This window comes from Pantoea cypripedii, assembly GCF_011395035.1.
In the GTDB taxonomy this organism is placed as follows: Bacteria; Pseudomonadota; Gammaproteobacteria; order Enterobacterales; family Enterobacteriaceae; genus Pantoea; species Pantoea cypripedii_A.
In genome coordinates, this window is the sequence record NZ_CP024768.1 from 3305129 (window position 1) to 3323764 (window position 18636).

At 53.8% G+C, this 18636-nt stretch carries 14 protein-coding genes, 1 rRNA gene and 1 other annotated feature; of the genes, 11 read left to right on the forward strand and 4 right to left on the reverse strand.

Annotated elements, in window-relative coordinates:
• The first annotated feature begins 69 nt into the window (after positions 1-69).
• The 7 genes from proV (at position 70) to emrB (ending at position 8610) form a co-directional block, all read left to right on the forward strand.
• Positions 70-1257, forward strand: a complete 1188-nt coding sequence (gene proV / locus CUN67_RS15455) for a glycine betaine/L-proline ABC transporter ATP-binding protein ProV (protein WP_208716203.1) — start codon at positions 70-72, stop codon at positions 1255-1257.
• Between the two features lie 2 nt (positions 1258-1259).
• A complete protein-coding gene (gene proW, locus CUN67_RS15460) occupies positions 1260-2402 on the forward strand; it encodes a glycine betaine/L-proline ABC transporter permease ProW (protein ID WP_208716205.1) in 1143 nt (380 codons plus the stop codon).
• Positions 2403-2465: 63 nt separating this feature from the next.
• On the forward strand, positions 2466-3461 hold the full coding sequence (gene proX, locus CUN67_RS15465) for a glycine betaine/L-proline ABC transporter substrate-binding protein ProX (RefSeq protein ID WP_208716207.1): 996 nt from the start codon (positions 2466-2468) through the stop codon (positions 3459-3461).
• 234 nt (positions 3462-3695) lie between these two features.
• A complete protein-coding gene (locus CUN67_RS15470) occupies positions 3696-4874 on the forward strand; it encodes an MFS transporter (RefSeq protein WP_208716209.1) in 1179 nt (392 codons plus the stop codon).
• A gap of 329 nt (positions 4875-5203) precedes the next feature.
• Complete coding sequence (gene mprA, locus CUN67_RS15475) at positions 5204-5734, forward strand: transcriptional repressor MprA (RefSeq protein ID WP_208716211.1); 531 nt, start codon at positions 5204-5206, stop codon at positions 5732-5734.
• 150 nt (positions 5735-5884) lie between these two features.
• On the forward strand, positions 5885-7057 hold the full coding sequence (emrA, locus tag CUN67_RS15480) for a multidrug efflux MFS transporter periplasmic adaptor subunit EmrA (protein WP_208716212.1): 1173 nt from the start codon (positions 5885-5887) through the stop codon (positions 7055-7057).
• A gap of 17 nt (positions 7058-7074) precedes the next feature.
• Complete coding sequence (gene emrB, locus CUN67_RS15485) at positions 7075-8610, forward strand: multidrug efflux MFS transporter permease subunit EmrB (protein ID WP_208716213.1); 1536 nt, start codon at positions 7075-7077, stop codon at positions 8608-8610.
• A 299-nt stretch (positions 8611-8909) separates the two neighbouring features.
• Here emrB and CUN67_RS15490 read toward each other — a convergent pair whose 3' ends face one another.
• A complete protein-coding gene (locus CUN67_RS15490) occupies positions 8910-9560 on the reverse strand; it encodes a hypothetical protein (protein ID WP_208716214.1) in 651 nt (216 codons plus the stop codon).
• A gap of 229 nt (positions 9561-9789) precedes the next feature.
• Positions 9790-10902 (reverse strand): tRNA/rRNA methyltransferase, encoded by a 1113-nt coding sequence (locus CUN67_RS15495; protein WP_208716215.1) that lies wholly within the window; start codon positions 10900-10902, stop codon positions 9790-9792.
• 155 nt (positions 10903-11057) lie between these two features.
• On the opposite strand from CUN67_RS15495, the gene trxC reads away from it, so the two are divergent.
• The 4 genes from trxC to pssA all read left to right on the forward strand — a co-directional run bounded on the left by trxC (position 11058) and on the right by pssA (position 16466).
• Positions 11058-11477 (forward strand): thioredoxin TrxC, encoded by a 420-nt coding sequence (trxC, locus tag CUN67_RS15500; protein ID WP_208716217.1) that lies wholly within the window; start codon positions 11058-11060, stop codon positions 11475-11477.
• An 88-nt stretch (positions 11478-11565) separates the two neighbouring features.
• Positions 11566-12258 (forward strand): tRNA-uridine aminocarboxypropyltransferase, encoded by a 693-nt coding sequence (locus CUN67_RS15505; protein ID WP_208716218.1) that lies wholly within the window; start codon positions 11566-11568, stop codon positions 12256-12258.
• Positions 12259-12335: 77 nt separating this feature from the next.
• Positions 12336-14993 (forward strand): bifunctional acetate--CoA ligase family protein/GNAT family N-acetyltransferase, encoded by a 2658-nt coding sequence (locus tag CUN67_RS15510; RefSeq protein WP_208717236.1) that lies wholly within the window; start codon positions 12336-12338, stop codon positions 14991-14993.
• A 117-nt stretch (positions 14994-15110) separates the two neighbouring features.
• Complete coding sequence (gene pssA / locus CUN67_RS15515) at positions 15111-16466, forward strand: CDP-diacylglycerol--serine O-phosphatidyltransferase (RefSeq protein WP_208717237.1); 1356 nt, start codon at positions 15111-15113, stop codon at positions 16464-16466.
• Positions 16467-16500: 34 nt separating this feature from the next.
• Here the strand turns inward: pssA and CUN67_RS15520 are convergent, their stop codons facing one another.
• Positions 16501-17805, reverse strand: a complete 1305-nt coding sequence (locus tag CUN67_RS15520) for an MFS family transporter (protein ID WP_208716220.1) — start codon at positions 17803-17805, stop codon at positions 16501-16503.
• A 249-nt stretch (positions 17806-18054) separates the two neighbouring features.
• Positions 18055-18170, reverse strand: a 5S ribosomal RNA gene (gene rrf, locus CUN67_RS15525).
• A 237-nt stretch (positions 18171-18407) separates the two neighbouring features.
• Positions 18408-18636 (reverse strand) — a sequence feature (23S ribosomal RNA rRNA prediction is too short).

Below are 18636 nucleotides of genomic sequence, written 5' to 3' on the forward strand. Positions count from 1 at the left end.
CGCTTAATTTTAATCAGGGCCACAACAAGAAATAGCGAAACATCAATTAACCAGGAATTTAATTACTGCATGGCAATTAAACTCGAAGTAAAGAATTTATATAAGATATTTGGTGATCACCCGGAAAGGGCATTTAAACATATTGAAAACGGTGAGGGTAAAGAGGCAATCCTGGCGAAAACCGGACTCTCTCTCGGCGTTAAGAATGCCAGTCTGGCCATTGAAGAAGGCGAGATCTTCGTCATCATGGGGCTTTCAGGTTCAGGTAAGTCCACCATGGTTCGCCTTCTCAATCGTCTGATCGAGCCGACACGCGGCCAGGTGATTATTGACGGTGTCGATATTGCGCAAATATCGGAAGCTGAACTGCGCGAAGTGCGCAGAAATAAGATCAGCATGGTATTTCAGTCATTTGCCCTGATGCCACATATGACGGTATTAAATAATACCGCCTTCGGCATGGAATTAGCGGGCGTCGCATTGCAGGAGCGGCAGGAAAAAGCGCTGGAAGCATTGCGTCAGGTGGGACTGGAAAATTATGCCCATGCGTACCCGGATGAACTTTCCGGTGGTATGCGTCAGCGTGTTGGATTAGCACGCGCACTGGCAATCAATCCCGATATATTGTTGATGGATGAAGCCTTCTCGGCACTCGATCCGCTTATTCGTACTGAGATGCAGGATGAGCTGGTGAAATTGCAGGCAAAACATCAGCGTACCATTGTTTTTATTTCCCACGATCTCGATGAAGCGATGCGTATTGGCGATCGTATTGCCATTATGCAGGGCGGCGAAGTGGTGCAGGTCGGTACACCGGATGAAATCCTGAATAATCCTGCGAACGATTATGTCCGTACCTTCTTCCGTGGCGTCGATATCAGCCATGTATTTAGTGCCAAAGATATTGCGCGTCGCAGCGCCGGAGCACTGATCCGTAAAGCGGCCGGGCTTGGTCCGCGTTCCGCCATCAAGCTGTTGCAGGATGAAGATCGCGATTTTGGCTATGTGCTGGAAAAACAGAAATTTATTGGCGTGGTCTCGACCGACTCGCTTAAAGCGGCGTTAGCGGCGGGTGATGGGCTGGACAGCGCACTGCTGGACATTGCTGCGGTTCCTGCGGACACCTCACTGAATGATTTGCTCTCCCATGTGGCTCAGGCACCTTGTGCCGTGCCGGTGGTGGGTGAAGAAAATCAATACGTTGGTGTTATTTCGAAAAGCACGCTGCTGCGCGCTTTAGATCGTGAAGGAGCCTGAGAATGAGTGAACAAAACAGCAATCCGTGGGATAGCACCAGCCAGACTGCTACCCCTGATAACAGCGCGGCGGCCAGCAGCAGCGATCCCTGGTCAACCGGTGCCAGCAGCACGCCCGCCGATAGCGGTGCTGCCGCTGCCAGCAGCGGTGGTCATGACGCGGCCAGCAGTGCAGCGAGCAGCAGCGACTGGCTCAGCAGTGCACCAGCTCCGCAGCCAGAACATTTCAATATCATGGACCCGTTCCATAAGACCATGATCCCTCTCGACAGCTGGGTGACTGAGGGTATCGACTGGGTGGTGAACCACTTCCGTCCGGTGTTCCAGGGCATCCGCGTACCGGTGGATTACATCCTCAGTGCCTTCCAGCAACTGCTGCTGGGCATGCCGGCTCCGGTGGCAATTATCGTGTTCGCGTTGATTGCCTGGCAGATCGCCAGCCCGGCGATGGGGATCGCGACCCTGATTTCGCTGGTGTTGATTGGCGCGATTGGTGCCTGGTCACAGGCAATGGTGACGCTGGCGCTGGTGCTCACAGCGCTGTTGTTCTGCATCATTATTGGTTTGCCGCTTGGCATCTGGCTGGCACGCAGCGAACGTGCTGCCCGTATCATCCGTCCGCTGCTTGATGCGATGCAAACCACCCCGGCCTTCGTCTATCTGGTGCCGATTGTGATGTTGTTCGGTATTGGTAACGTGCCTGGCGTAGTGGTGACCATTATCTTTGCGCTGCCGCCGATTGTGCGTCTGACCATTCTGGGGATCAAACAAGTCCCGGCTGATCTGATTGAAGCCAGTGAGTCCTTTGGTGCCAGCCCGCGTCAGATGTTGTTCAAAGTGCAGCTGCCGCTGGCGATGCCGACCATTATGGCTGGGGTTAACCAGACGCTGATGCTGGCGCTGTCGATGGTGGTGATCGCCTCGATGATTGCCGTCGGCGGCCTTGGCCAGATGGTGCTGCGTGGTATCGGTCGTCTCGATATGGGCCTCGCCACTGTCGGCGGTGTCGGTATCGTGATCCTCGCCATTATTCTCGACCGTCTGACCCAGTCAGTCGGACGCGACAGCCGCAGCCGTGGCAATCGCCACTGGTACAGCACCGGCCCTGTCGGCCTGCTGATGCGCCCTTTCAGTAAAAACAAATAATTCATTTGGGCGGCACGTTGTGGCCGCCCGTCTCCGACGCAACACGTAAAATAAGGAATGACTATGCGCAAGACATCTCTATTCGCTGCCGTCCTGACGACGTTCGCCGTGACGCACGTGTCCGCCGCCGACCTGCCGGGTAAAGGCATTACCGTTAAGCCGGTGCAGAGCACCATCTCAGAAGAAACCTTCCAGACGCTGCTGGTGAGCCGCGCACTGGAAAAACTGGGCTACACCGTCGATAAGCCCAGCGAGGTCGACTACAACGTTGGCTATACCACGATTGCCGAAGGTGATGCCACCTTCACCGCCGTGAACTGGCAGCCGCTGCACGATGATATGTACAAAGCCGCCGGTGGCGACCAGAAGTTCTACCGTGAAGGTACTTATGTGACCGGCGCGGCGCAGGGCTACCTGATCGACAAAAAGACCGCAGAAAAATATCACATCAACAACTTTGCCCAGTTAAAAGATCCGAAGATTGCGAAGCTGTTCGATACCAATGGTGACGGTAAAGCCGACCTGACCGGATGTACGCCGGGCTGGGGCTGCGAAGCGGTGATTAATCACCAGATCAACGCCTATGGCCTGAGCAATACCGTGGAGCATAACCAGGGTAACTACTCAGCGATGATCGCCGATACCATCACCCGCTTTAAGCAGGGTAAACCGATTCTGTACTACACCTGGACTCCGTATTGGGTGAGCGACGTATTGAAGCCGGGTAAAGATGTGGTGTGGCTGCAGGTGCCGTTCTCATCACTGCCGGGCGAGCAGAAAAATGTCGATACCAAACTGGCCAACGGTGCCAACTATGGCTTCCCGGTGAACACCATGCATATCGTTGCTAACAAAGCCTGGGCCGAGAAAAACCCGGCTGCGGCGAAACTGTTTGCTGAGATGAAACTGCCGATCGCCGATATCAATGCGGAAAACGCCGCCATGCATAGCGGGCAGTCTTCGGAAGATGATATCAACCGCCACGTCGATGGCTGGATTAAAGGCCATCAGGCTGAGTTCGATAAGTGGGTGCAGGACGCACTGGCTGCCGCGAAATAACTGTTGCAGGCCGTAGCGGCGCGATTCATCGCGCAATTCCTTGCTCGCAACCGGAAAAATCCGCGCGATAAATCGCGCCGCTACACGGGAGCAGAATCATCTCCAGGGTGATTCTGCTCCCCAATCGATTCGGACGCTATAACGTACTGGTACGTCCTGTTAATTAACACAACAATGAAATAGTTTTTTGGGTTACTATTACCCTATTATGATTATTTGCCTGCTCATCCCGCTATGAATGCTTCCCATCAGGGCCTTAATTCTGCCCTGGTCGCGCTGATGTCGGTCGCGACTGGCCTTGCCGTCGCCAGCAACTATTATGTACAGCCGCTGCTGGATACCATCGCCCACCAGTTTAATCTCTCCGTCAGCCTCGCCGGTTTTATCGTCACCACCGCCCAACTGGGTTATGCCTGTGGCCTGCTGCTGTTGGTGCCATTGGGGGATATGCTGGAACGCCGCAGCCTGATTGTGTCAATGAGCCTGCTGGCTGCCGGTGGCATGATGATCACCGCACTCTCCCCTTCTCTGCCAATCATGCTATTGGGCACCGTTGTCACCGGGCTATTTTCTGTGGTGGCGCAGATGCTGGTGCCGCTTGCCGCCACCCTGGCTGCGCCAGAAAAACGCGGCAAAGTGGTCGGGACGGTGATGAGTGGTTTACTGCTGGGTATCCTGCTGGCACGTACCGCCGCAGGGGCACTGGCACAGCTTGGCGGCTGGCGCTGCGTCTACTGGACTGCCAGCGTATTGATGATCCTGATGGCGCTGGCGCTGTGGCGCTTTCTGCCACGCTATAAACAGCATGTGCCGCTGAATTATCCGCAGCTGCTGCGCTCCATCTTCAGCCTGTATGCGGGAAATCGGGTGATCCGTACCCGCGCGCTAACCGGCTGCCTCAGCTTCGCCAATTTCAGCATGCTCTGGACCTCGATGGCCTTTCTGCTCTCTGCCCAACCCTATGGCTTTAATGAAGGTGAAATCGGCCTGCTGGGGCTGGTCGGTGCGGCTGGCGCGCTGGCGGCACGTCAGGCCGGTGGGCTGGCCGATAAAGGCAAAGCCAAACTCACCACCAGCGCCGGACTGCTGATTATGCTGGTGGCCTGGCTGGTGACGGCCCTGGGTGCGCAGCATTTGCTGGCGCTAATTATCGGTATCCTGCTGCTCGATTTAGCCGTTCAGGCGGTGCATATCACTAACCAAAGCGTCATTTATCGCCACAAGCCAGAGGCACGTAATCGCCTCAATGCCGGTTATATGACCAGTTATTTTATTGGCGGCGCACTGGGCTCCATTATCTCAGCAAACGCATTTCATCATGCGGGCTGGTATGGCGTTTGTGGGGCTGGTGTGCTGTTCACCTTAATTAACCTATTGATTTGGTGGCGCAATGCGCGTTTCGAAAGTGTTTAGAAAACGTAAAGACCGGACCAAATCGATGAGCAATACTGTTCATCAATGATTGGGTTTGTTATGGTTAGCCAGAGAGTTATTCATCAGGGTTATTTTTTCTCGCGAAATTATTCAACAGTAAAAAGATTTCGCGAGGCGAATTGATAGCATCCTTTGTCTGCGCATCAGCAGCCTCAGGATCGGGCCATGTGCCCGGGGTCAGGGAGCGGCCTCGAATCGCCTGGTGTTGACAGTGTGATCCTGCTAACAATCACTCGCGGGAATTATGACTACGCTTAATCTGTCACCATCATTACTATACCAGTTGCAACTAGTGAGGTTTTTTTAGAATGGAAAGTTCGTTTACTCCCATTGAGCAGATGCTAAACATCCGTGCTACTCGCCACAAAGATTTTCCACTGCAGGAAATCATCCTGACGCGTCTGTGCATGCACATGCAGGGCAAACTGCTGGATAATCGCAACAAAATGTTAAAGGCGCAGGGAATTAACGAAACCTTATTCATGGCGCTGATCACCCTGGACGCGCAGGAAAACCAGAGCATCCAGCCTTCAGAACTGAGTTCCGCGCTGGGTTCTTCCCGTACCAACGCCACGCGTATTGCTGACGAACTGGAAAAACGCGGCTGGATTGAGCGTCGTGAAAGCGATAACGATCGCCGTTGTCTGCATCTGCACCTGACAGAAAAAGGTAACGAATTCTTACGCCAGCTGCTGCCACCGCAGCACCAGAGCCTGCAATATCTCTGGTCATCCCTCTCCACAGACGAGCAGGGACAGCTGGAAGCCATTACCCGTAAGCTGCTTAACCGCCTCGACAAAATGGACGAAGACCAGCTCATCGCCTCTCTGTCGCGCTAATAGCAAGAAGTGCGACACAATCACCTGTCGAAACCGATATTTTAATCCCCTTTTATCCGGCCAGCGTGTTAAACGCTGGCTTTTTTCGACTCGGGACCCCGTGTTGATGGATCAGCACATCCCGAAAAAATGGAAAACGTGGAGAATCAAATGAGTGCGACAGCGGAAGCCCAAAGCCCGCAACAGCCAGCAAATAAAAAGAAGAAGCGCAAAGGTGTGCTGATCCTGCTGGCAATCGTGTTTGTATTAATTGGTGTGGCGTATCTGGCTTACTGGTGGGTGGTGCTGCGGCATTTTCAGGAAACCGATGATGCTTATGTCTCCGGTAACCAGGTGCAGGTGATGGCGCAGGTTTCCGGCAGTGTTAATAAAGTCTGGTTCGATGATACCGACTTCGTAAAAAAAGGGGATGTGCTGGTATCGCTTGATAAAACCGATGCCGAACAGGCATTCGAGAAAGCCCAGACAGCGCTGGCCACCAGCGTTCGTCAGACGCATCAGTTAATGATCACTGGCAAGCAGGATCAGGCCAGCATTAAGTTGCAGCAAACTGCGCTGGAACAGGCTGAGGCGGATCTGAAACGCCGTGAACCGTTAGGTGCCGCTAACCTGATTGGCCGTGAAGAGTTGCAGCACGCCCGCGATGCTGTGGCAACCGCCAAAGCACAGCTTGACGTGGCGGTGCAGCAGTACAACGCCAACCAGGCGATGATTCTCAACACCTCGCTGGAAAACCAGCCCGCTGTGAAACAGGCGTCCGCTGAACTGCGCGATGCCTGGCTGGCGCTGCAACGTACCGATATCCGCAGCCCGATGGATGGTTATATCTCCCGTCGTAGTGTGCAGGTAGGTTCACAAATCACCACCAGCACGCCATTGCTGGCCGTCGTTCCGGCCACCAATTTGTGGGTGGACGCTAACTTCAAAGAAACGCAGCTGGCAGAAGTTCGCATTGGTCAGCCAGCGACAGTGGTCAGTGACATCTACGGTGATGATGTGGTGTATCAGGGTAAAGTGGTCGGCCTCGATATGGGTACCGGTAGCGCCTTCTCACTGCTGCCTGCCCAGAACGCCACCGGTAACTGGATCAAAGTGGTTCAGCGTCTGCCGGTTCGTATCGAGTTGGATGCGAAAGAAGTGGCGGATCATCCGCTGCGTATCGGTCTGTCAACCCTGGTGAAAGTGGATACCTCGAATAAAGAGGGCGCAGCCCTGGCCAGCAGTGTTCGCGCTCAGGCCGCTTATGAAAGCAATGCGCTGGCAATCGACCTGACACCGGTTAACCAGATGATCACTGACATCGTTCGTGCCAACGCCGGCTGATAACGCGGGAGGCTGTTATGGCACAAAAACCGCTTGAAGGCGCGCCGTTAGTCCTGATGACCATCGCCCTGTCGCTGGCGACGTTCATGCAGGTGCTCGACTCGACTATCGCCAACGTGGCGATTCCGACCATTGCCGGTAACCTTGGTGCCTCGAACTCGCAGGGCACCTGGGTGATCACCTCTTTCGGGGTGGCAAACGCCATCTCGATTCCGATCACTGGCTGGCTGGCAAAACGTGTTGGTGAAGTGAAGCTGTTTACCTGGGCGACCATTTTGTTCGCCCTCGCCTCCTGGGCATGTGGTATGTCAGAAAGTCTGTCGATGCTGATTTTCTTCCGTATCATCCAGGGGGTGGTGGCGGGTCCGTTGATTCCGCTGTCACAGAGCCTGCTGTTGAACAACTATCCACCGGCAAAACGCAGCGTGGCGCTATCGCTATGGGCGATGACGGTGATCGTCGCGCCGATCTGTGGACCGATTCTTGGTGGCTGGATTAGCGATAACTATCACTGGGGCTGGATCTTCTTCATCAACGTGCCGATTGGCGTGGTGGTGGTGATGCTGACGCTGCAAACCCTGCGTGGCCGCGAAACTGCAACCGCAGTACGACCGATCGATATGGTCGGTCTGGTGCTGCTGGTGGTGGGTATTGGCTGTCTGCAGGTGATGCTGGACCGTGGCAAGGAGCTGGATTGGTTCAGCTCGACGGAGATTATCGTGCTGACGGTCGTCGCCGTGGTCTCCCTGTTGGTGCTACTGGTGTGGGAACTCACCGATGACCATCCGATAGTCGATCTTTCGCTATTTAAATCGCGTAATTTCACCATCGGTTGTTTGTCGATTAGCCTCGCTTACATGCTCTACTTCGGCTCGATCGTGTTGTTGCCGCAGCTATTGCAGGAGGTATACGGCTACACCGCCACCTGGGCTGGTTTGGCCTCGGCACCGGTCGGGGTGATTCCGGTGATCCTGTCGCCGATTATTGGTCGCTTTGCCCATAAGCTGGATATGCGCCGTCTGGTGACCTTCAGCTTTATTATGTATGCCGTCTGTTTTTACTGGCGCGCCTATACATTTGAGCCGGGGATGGATTTTGGTGCATCGGCGTGGCCGCAGTTTATTCAGGGCTTCGCGGTGGCATGTTTCTTTATGCCGCTGACCACCATCACGTTGTCGGGCCTGCCGCCGGAACGTATGGCAGCAGCGTCCAGTTTGTCCAACTTCGTGCGTACGCTGGCGGGTTCCATCGGTACGTCGATCACCACCACCATGTGGACCGATCGTGAATCGATGCATCACAGCTATTTGTCGGAGTCGGTCAATCCGTATAACGCCAATTCGCAGCAGATGTACGATCAGCTGGAAAGCCTCGGTATGACCCACCAGCAAGCTTCCGCTTATATCGCGCAGCAGATCACCAATCAGGGCCTGATTATCTCCGCCAACGAGATTTTCTGGGCCTCAGCCGGGGTGTTTATCATTCTGCTGGTGTTGATCTGGTTCGCGCGTCCGCCTTTCGGCGCGGGCGGTGGTGGCGGGGGTGCACACTAAGCCAGAAAGCAAAACGCCTGATGAAGTTCATCAGGCGTTTATTGCGGCAACATGGATATCACGAGTTATTTCTTACCTGACAGCATCATCATCGTTACTGATTTGGTCTTTCAGGCATGATCTTAACGATGAGGTAAACAACTAATACCGATAATCCTATAGCAATAAATCGCTCATGCCATGTTTCATAATGAAAAAACCAGTAGCAACACACTAAAACCAATAGTCCTCCGATAATCGAACCCGAAGCTTCTATTAGCGTGTACATAACTCGCTTTCCGAGGTTTAGTTTAGGTGGTTTATCTTCTCGCATGAATTTCACTCTCAACCATATCAAGAATTTTTTCAAATACCGTCTGCCCCTGTGTTCTTCTGACATTAAGCGCTTCGATAAATGGATTTAGCGCAGGCTCAAGAAGAAAATAAAGCAGGTCAAAATCCCGGTATCGCAAAGCATGATAAATATCAGGATTGTTCTGCTGGAGTCGTTCTGAAGTGTAGATGCAGCGTTCAACCATGCCACCTAATAACAAGGTGTTACCTATAAGGCCACCTCGAATGGTGATCAGAAAAGAACTACGCTGCGCAATTACTGTAGCAAGTCTTCCAGCAATCAGCGAGTTTGTTAGCGTTCTTCCCGCTACTGAAGCCATTGTTTTACGATATATAGCGTTCTGCTTCGATTCAGGAACACTCTTATTGAAACGACTTAGTACAATTTCAATAGTCTTAACAAAATTATGATTTTCAAGAATTCCGTGGCGAATTGCCTTTAGCATCCTTATTTTTTCAGTTCTTCTCTGATGGCGACTTTCAGTATCAATAAAACCAAAAGCCAGATATCCAATATCAGTGGGCACAGAAAGAACGCCGCTAAAAAAACCGATGGCTGATTCAGGTGATAATATGATTTTTGCTATGCGTCTTGCGATTTCCGAATAACTGCGCATAAGAGATTCCTTTCATTTTTTATCAAATATAGTGGTTTTTAGTCCTGTAATAAAATTTGATGTGGAAGAATTAAGTCGCAAGTAAAAATCAATAAAGAGCTAAGTACGTATCTGTATCACTGCTGAAAAAACAGGCATAGCATTATGAACTTACTTTAAGAACATCCAGTAGAACATAACCTGCCATGCCTGTCTTGTTATTTCCGGGTACGATCAGACCACTATGGCCTTATGCGTTCTGTCGCCACCATTCGGCAAGCAGGATGCCGGTTGCCACTGACACGTTAAGGCTTTCCACGTTACCGGTGCCGCCAATCGACAGGCTCATGTCGCCCTGCTGGAATGCGCTGTCGGACAGACCTTCACGTTCCTGACCCAGCACCAGTACCATTTTGGCCGGCAATTCAGCCTTCGCCAGCGGTGTACCTTCATGGCTTGAGGTAGTCACGATGGTGTAACCCGCTTTACGGAACGCTTCCAGACCGGCGGAGAAGCTTTCCCCACTGATCGCCTGGACGTGCTCTGCCCCACCCTCAGCGGTACGAACCGCTGCACCGGATTCCAGCAGAGATGCGTCATTCACCAGCAGACCTTTCACGCCAAAGTGCGCGCAGCTACGCATGATGCCGCCGAGGTTATGCGGGTTGCTGACATCTTCCAGCGCCAGCACGCAATCTTTGGCTTCGGCCTGGCTTAACCATTCAGAAACCGCCATTCCCATGCGTTTTTTAATGATGAAGCAAACGCCGCCGTGGTGTTCAGTGCCTGAGGCTTTCGCCAGTTCGGCATCTTCAACCACGTGATAGGCTTTACGATTGGCCGCCAGCCAGCGCAGGGTTTCGCGAAAACGCGGCGTGACACTCTGCACAAACCAGGCACGAACGATGCTTTCAGGACGGCTCTGGAACAATGCCTGACAGGCATTTTCACCGTAAACGCGCGTCTCTTCCTGACGCTGACGGCGAATTTGCTCCGGATCGATGGCAGGTTTGTTGCTACCCGCCTCATCAGACAGGTTTTCTTCCGTGACAGGAGGACGCGAAACGGTGCGCCACGGTGAATCTTCGTAGCCACGCGAGGGTTCACGGTCATTGCGACGACCGGCGCTGCGGCCACCTTCTTCACTATTACGTCCGCCGCGAGGACCGGCGTTACGGCCACCCTCTTCATTATTACGTCCGCTGCGAGGCCCGGAACGACGATTATCTTCCTGGCGCGCAGCAGTACGGCCGCCTTTGCCGGTACGGGGGTTTGGCGCACGCGAGCCTTTCTGACCCTCATCCTCACCACGTACATACATCACTTTTACCTTGCCGCTTTTGCCTTTAAATTCGTCGTTCATCTGTTCCTCCAGCATTGAGAGCGCGAAGATTACCTGATGTGTAGGCGCTTAGCTATCAACTATTGAACCTATTGGGCAATCCAGATTGAGCATAGCACTCAACCCTTTCATAATGCTCGGCAATCGTAAGTTTTACAGGTCCGGTTGAGGTAACTATGAATACGGTATGTGCCTCCTGTCAGGCAACCAATCGCGTGCCCGAAGCACGCATTGCCGATGGAGCCAAGTGCGGCCGCTGCGGCGGTGAGTTGTTCAACGGTGAAGTAGTCAGCGCAACGGCTGCAACGCTGGATAAATATTTGCAGGATGACCTGCCGGTGGTGGTCGACTTCTGGGCACCGTGGTGTGGTCCTTGCGTCAACTTCGCACCGGTGTTCAAAGATGTCGCCGATGAGCGTCGTGGCAAAGTGCGTTTTGTGAAGGTAAATACCGAAGCAGAACCGGCACTCAGCTCGCGTTTTCGCATTCGCAGCATTCCCACCATCATGCTGTTTAAGAAGGGTGAAGTGGTGGATATGCTCAACGGTGCCATGCCAAAAGCGCCGTTTAATGAATGGCTCGACGAATCGCTGTGATCCTGCCCCTGGCCAGCCTTGCGCTGGCCATATTACCTTTCTGCGGCAATTCCATTACAATTGCGTTTTTTCTGCCCGCCTGAGTGTTATGTCTGAGAATGCTGTCCTGCGTTTGCGTACGCAACGTCTTGCCCGCGCCACGCGTCCTTTTCTGGCACGTGGAAATCGTGTTATCCGCTGTCAGGGCTGTCTTCTGCCGCATAAGCATTGCGTCTGTGCCAGTTTACAACCGCAAACCGCGCGTAGCCGCTTCTGCCTGGTGATGTTTGATACCGAACCGATGAAACCGAGCAACACCGGACGCCTTATCGCCGATATTCTGCCAGACACCCTGGCATTTGGCTGGTCGCGCACCGAGCCGGATGCAGCATTATTACAGGCGGTGCAGATGAGCGAATACCAGCCGCTGGTGGTGTTCCCCGCCTCCTATGCTGACCCTGGTCGTGCGGTATTGACCGAACCGCCAACCACCGGCAAGCCGCCGCTGTTTATTATGCTCGACGGCACCTGGACTGAGGCGCGTAAAATGTTCCGCAAAAGCCCGTGGCTGGATGGTTTTCCAGTGATGTCGCTGAATGTCACCACGCCTTCACGTTACACGCTGCGTGAAGCCCACGCTGAAGGCCAGCACTGCACGGCCGAAGTTGCCGCCGCGCTGCTGGAGCAAGCAGGAGACGGCGCGGCCGCCAGCGCCCTGTATCAGCATTTCGAACAATTCCGCCAGGCGTATCTGGCCGGAAAGCCACATCATCCTGTGCACGCGCTGGACGAAGCCCTGTAGCAGGCTGCGATCGGTGAATCGGCAAACGGCGTCAAAAGCGTTTACAATCATGCAAATCCCCATGTCAGGAGTGCATGATGAGCCAACGCGGACTGGAAGCGCTGTTACGACCTAAATCCATTGCGGTAATTGGTGCCTCGGTGAAAACCGGTCGGGCTGGTTACTTTATGATGCGTAACCTGCTGGCGGGGGGCTTTAGTGGCCCGGTATTACCGGTGACGCCAAAATATAAAGCCGTGAGCGGCGTGCTGGCTTGGCCGGACATCGCCAGCCTGCCCTTCGCCCCGGATCTTGCCGTCATCTGCACCCATGCCCGTCGTAACCTCGAACTGTTGCAGCAACTGGGCGAAAAAGGCTGCAAAGCCTGCATTATCCTCTCGGCACCGGCCAGCCAGCTGGAAGAACTGAAAGCCTGCGCCAGCCAGTGGCAGATCCGCCTGCTCGGCCCCAACAGCCTTGGATTGCTTGCACCCTGGCAAGGACTGAACGCCAGCTTCTCGCCTGTGCCCATTGCCAAAGGTCGCATTGCCTTTATTTCACAATCCGCAGCGGTGTCGAACACCATCCTCGACTGGGCGCAGCAGCGCAACCTGGGGTTCTCCTGGTTTATTGCCCTCGGAGACAGTCTCGATATTGATGTTGATGACCTGCTCGACTTCCTGGCGCGCGACGGCAAAACCAGCGCCATTCTGCTGTACCTGGAACACCTCAGCGATGCGCGCCGCTTTGTTTCTGCATCACGTAGCGCCTCGCGAAATAAACCGATCCTGGTGATCAAAAGTGGTCGCAGCCATCAGGCCCAGGCGATGATTGGCACCCATAGTGGGCTGGATGCCGCCTGGGATGCGGCCATTCAGCGTGCCGGTCTGCTGCGCGTGCAGGATACACATGAACTGTTTTCCGCCGTCGAATCACTCAGCCATATGCGCCCGCTGCGCGGCGATCGTCTGATGATCATCAGCAATGGTGCCGCCCCGGCGGCCCTCGCATTGGATGAACTTTACGCGCGTAACGGTAAACTGGCGACCCTGAGCGCAGAGACTTTGCAGGCGCTGGAGGCGCTACTGCCAGAAGGTGTCGGGCGGAGTAATCCTCTTGATTTGAAAGATGATGCGACCCCGGAGCGTTACGTCGCCTGCATTGAGAAGCTGCTTGATAGCCATGAGCTGGATGCACTGATGATCATCCACGCGCCAAGCGCGGTATCCCCCGCCAGCGAAACAGCCGGGCAAATCATCGCGGCAATCGCCCGCCATCCGCGTGGCAAGCAGGTGACATTGCTGACTAACTGGTGCGGCGAGTTCTCCTCGCAGGGCGCACGACGCGCCTTCACCGAAGCAGGTATCCCCACCTGGCGCACCCCGGAAGGGACAGTGACCGCGTTTATGCATCAGGTGGAGTATCGTCGCAATCAGAAGCAGCTGCGCGAAACGCCCGCATTGCCATTGGGGCTGACACAGAATAGCGCGCAGGCACATCAGTTGATTCAGCAGGCACTCGATCAGGGCATCACCACGCTGGATACCCACGAAGTGCAGCCCGTGCTGGAAGCCTACGGTCTGGCAACCCTGCCAACCTGGATTGCGGCTGACAGTTCTGCCGCAGCCAACATTGCCGGGCAGATTGGCTACCCCGTGGCACTCAAACTCCGTTCACCAGATATCCCACATAAATCCGAGGTACAGGGGGTGATGCTTTATCTGCGCAGCGCAATAGAAGTGGAGCAGGCCGCCGAAGCCATTTTCGACCGCGTGCGTCAAACCCATCCGCACGCGCGTATTGATGGCCTGCTGGTGCAGGGCATGGCCAATCGCGCCGGTGCGCAGGAATTACGCGTGGTAGTAGAACAGGACCCATTGTTCGGGCCGATTATTATGCTGGGAGAAGGTGGCGTTGAATGGCAGCCGGATAAGCAAGCCGCCGTTGCCCTGCCACCGCTCAATATGACGCTGGCACGTTATCTGGTCATCCAGGCGATGAAGAGTGGCAAAGTGCGCAGCCGCAGCGCCCTGCGACCGTTAAATATTCCTGCGCTGAGTCAATTACTGGTGCAGGTTTCTAACCTGGTAGTGGATTGCCCGGAGATTCAGCGACTGGATATCCACCCGCTACTCGCCGCCGGGAATGAATTTACGCTGCTGGATGTCACGCTGCAGCTGGCCCCTTTCCACGGCGATAACGAAGCCCGGCTGGCAATTCGCCCCTATCCCCATCACCTTGAGGAGCAGGTCGAGCTGAAAGATGGTCAGCACTGTTTGTTCCGTCCCATCCTGCCTGAAGATGAACCGCTGCTGCGTGATTTTATCGCGCAGGTCACCAAAGAAGATCTCTATTACCGCTATTTCAGTGAGATCAACGAGTTCACTCATGAGGATTTGGCCAATATGACGCAGATCGATTATGACCGAGAGATGGCGATTGTGGCGGTGCGTCGGCAGGCAGGCCAGCAAGAGATTATTGGCGTAACGCGTGCCATTTCTGATGCCGATAACATTGATGCCGAGTTTTCTGTGCTGGTGCGTTCAGACCTTAAAGGATTGGGCATGGGCAGACGCCTGCTGGAAAAGATGATTCGCTATACCCGCGATCACGGTCTGCAACAATTGAACGGTATCACCATGCCGCATAATACCGGCATGATCACGCTGGCACGAAAACTTAACTTTCGTGTGAATATTCAACTGGATGACGGAATTGTCAGCCTCAATTTACCCTTAAATGATGTCATCGACTAACCTTGTAGAGAAAGGTAAAAATCCCCCCTGGCCCGCCGGTTAATGTTATTATCGAGCGTTAGGATCATGATTTGATGGCAAAAGGCCATGCAATGAACAGAGAAGAAGTGCACCGTGATGTTGTCTAAATTCAAACGCAATAAACACCAACAACACCTCGCACAGCTGCCTAAACTGTCACAATCCGTGTCGGATGTGACCACGCTTTACTCGCCTGCTGAATTTCGCGAAACCCTGCTGACGAAAATTGCCGCTGCAGAAAAACGCATCTGTATCGCTGCGCTCTACCTGGAAAATGATGATGGCGGACGTGGCATTCTGCAGGCACTGTATGCTGCGCGTCAGGCGCGTCCTGAACTGGATATCAGCATTCTGGTGGACTGGCATCGTGCGCAACGTGGCCGCATCGGTGCAGCACGTGGCTTCACCAATGCCGACTGGTATTGCGAGATGGCGACGCAACATCCGGATATCGCCATTCCGGTTTATGGCATCCCGGTGAATACGCGTGAAGCGCTGGGCGTACTGCATCTGAAAGGCTTTATCATTGACGATACCCTGCTGTATAGCGGTGCCAGCCTGAACGATGTCTATTTACATCAGCATGATAAATACCGTTATGACCGCTACCAACTGATCCGCAACCCACAGCTGGCCGATACCATGTATCAATGGGTCTGTGAGAATCTGAAGCAGTCAGATGCGGTGCACCGTCTTGATCAGTCGGAACGACCTTCCAGCCCGGAAATCAAAAATGAAACCCGCCAGTTCCGTCAGGATCTGCGTGGTTTCAACTATCAGTTTACCGGCAATGCTGGCAACGAAACGCTGACGGTGACACCACTGGTGGGCCTCGGCAAACGTAGCCTGCTGAATAAAACCATCTTCCATTTAATGCCCTGCGCTGAGCGTAAACTCACCCTATGCACGCCTTATTTCAACCTGCCCGCTATCCTGGTACGCAATCTGATCCATTTGCTGCGTCAGGGGAAAGAGGTTGAGATCATCGTCGGGGACAAAACGGCTAATGACTTCTATATCCCACCAGAGCAGCCCTTCAAGATTATCGGTGCGCTGCCTTATCTCTACGAGATTAACCTGCGCCGTTTCCTGAGCCGCCTGCAGTATTACGTCAACAATGGCCAGCTGACGGTGCGTCTGTGGAAAGATGGTGAAAATAGCTACCATCTTAAAGGCATCTGGGTCGACGATGAATGGATGATGATCACCGGCAATAACCTTAACCCACGCGCCTGGCGGCTCGATCTGGAAAACGCGGTGCTTATCCATGACCCGCTGAATCAGCTGGCTGAACAACGCGAGCGGGAACTGGCCTTGATCCGTACCCACACCACGGTGGTGCAGCATTTCCGTGAACTGGAAAGTATTGCCGATTATCCGGCCAAAGTGCGCAAGCTGATTCGCCGTCTGCGCCGGATCCGTATCGATCGTCTGATCAGTCGTCTGTTGTAATCTCCTGGCCGCTCCCTGAAGAGCGGCCGACATTTCACAACCTAATCCCCTTCCCTTTGCGATGCAGCATCAGTGAAACCAGAAACGCTAATGCCCCCATCGCGGACACATACCAGAAGAAGCTGGTTTCCACGCCTTCTTTTTTCAGCAGCAGGGCGACATATTCGGCGGAACCGCCAAAAATAGCATTTGCCACCGCATAAGATAGCCCGACACCCAATGCACGTACCTCTGGCGGGAACATCTCTGCCTTCAGAATGCCACTGATGGCGGTATAGAAGCTGGTGATGATCAATGCCAGCATCACCAGAAAAAATGCCAGCCAGCCACTCTGCACATTTTGTAGCAGCGTCAGAATCGGTACGGTACAAATCGCCGCGCCAGCACCAAAAATGATCATCGAAGCACGTCGGCCAATTTTGTCAGATAACGCGCCGATAATCGGCTGAATCAACATAAATACCAGCAACGCCCCGGTCATCAATGCACTTGCGCTGCGTGCATCCATCCCTGCTGTATTGACCAGGTATTTTTGCATGTAGGTGGTAAAGGTATAAAAACTTAATGAACCACCGGCAGTGAAGCCCAGAACCATCAGAAAAGCACGCGAGTGATTGCGCAGCAGGCCCGTAATGCTGCCAGCATCACGATGCTCACGGTGTTTTTTCTCTGAAGTTTCATTGAGCGAGCGGCGTAGCCAGAGAGCGACGACCGCCAGAATAGCACCCAGGAAGAATGGGATACGCCAGCCCCAGCTATGTAGTTGTTCATCATTGAGAATTTGCTGCAGAACCACCACGGTAAGCACCGCCAGTAACTGCCCACCGATTAAGGTCACGTACTGGAATGAGGCGTAGAACCCTTTGCGACCTTCCAGCGCCACTTCACTCATATAGGTAGCACTGGTGCCATATTCGCCCCCCACGGACAGCCCCTGGAACATTCGCGCCAGCAACAGGATCACAGGGGCGGCAATGCCAATTTCTCCATATCCTGGCAAGCAGGCAATCACCAGTGAGCCGAGACACATCATGCAGACTGAGATCAGCATGGAACTTTTGCGGCCGTGCCGATCGGCGATATAACCAAATAGCCAGCCACCGATAGGACGCATCAGAAAGCCAGCAGCAAACACGCCTGCGGTTTGCAGTAATTGTGTGGTGGTATCGCCCGATGGGAAAAAGATATGGGCAAAGTAGAGTGAGAAGAAAGAGTAAACGTAGAAATCGAACCACTCGACCAGGTTACCTGATGAGGCCCCCACAATCGCCCAGATGCGTTGTTTGCTGATGGCCGTTGTGTCGTGTTGTACCACTTTTTGTTGTAGAGAGTCTGTCATGCTTTCCTCTTTTCCTTGCGGATAATAAACGCCAAAGCATTGAGTAAAGCATTTGTTGGCCCGTCAGGTGAAGCGGGCAAATATCTGAATGACAAAATGTGACAGATGTAGCGGCGCGATTTATCGCGCGTATTGGATAACACCAAAATCTGCGCGATAAATCACACAGCTATGGTTCTGTAAGTTTCTCTGATTTTCAGACGTAAAAAAGCCCTGAACTTTCGTTCAGGGCTTCTTCACTTGATTGATGCCTGGCAGTTCCCTACTCTCGCATGGGGAGACCCCANACTACCATCGGCGCTACGGCGTTTCACTTCTGAGTTCGGCATGGGGTCAGGTGGGACCACCGCGCTACAGCCGCCAGGCAAATTCTTTCTGCTCTGTCCTGTGTCTTTTGCACTGCTGCTGCGTTGGCTGCATTCGCGTAAGTCAGTCACATACTTATGTATGCTCCTTCCTTCCGTCTCTTTTGCCGCCTTGCTTCAGCGCAAAATCCTTCGGACTTCAATCCGCAGGACATAACTGAATCCGGTAAACAATGCTGAAAATTCTTCTTCCGGCCTCTCAGCNAAAACGCCTCTGGCGTTGTAAGGTTAAGCCTCACGGGTCATTAGTACCGGTTAGCTCAATGCATCGCTGCACTTACACATCCGGCCTATCAACGTCGTCGTCTTCAACGTCCCTTCAGGACCCTCAAGGGGTCAGGGAGAACTCATCTCGGGGCAAGTTTCGTGCTTAGATGCTTTCAGCACTTATCTTTTCCGCACTTAGCTACCGGGCAATGCCATTGGCATGACAACCCGAACACCAGTGGTGCGTTCACTCCGGTCC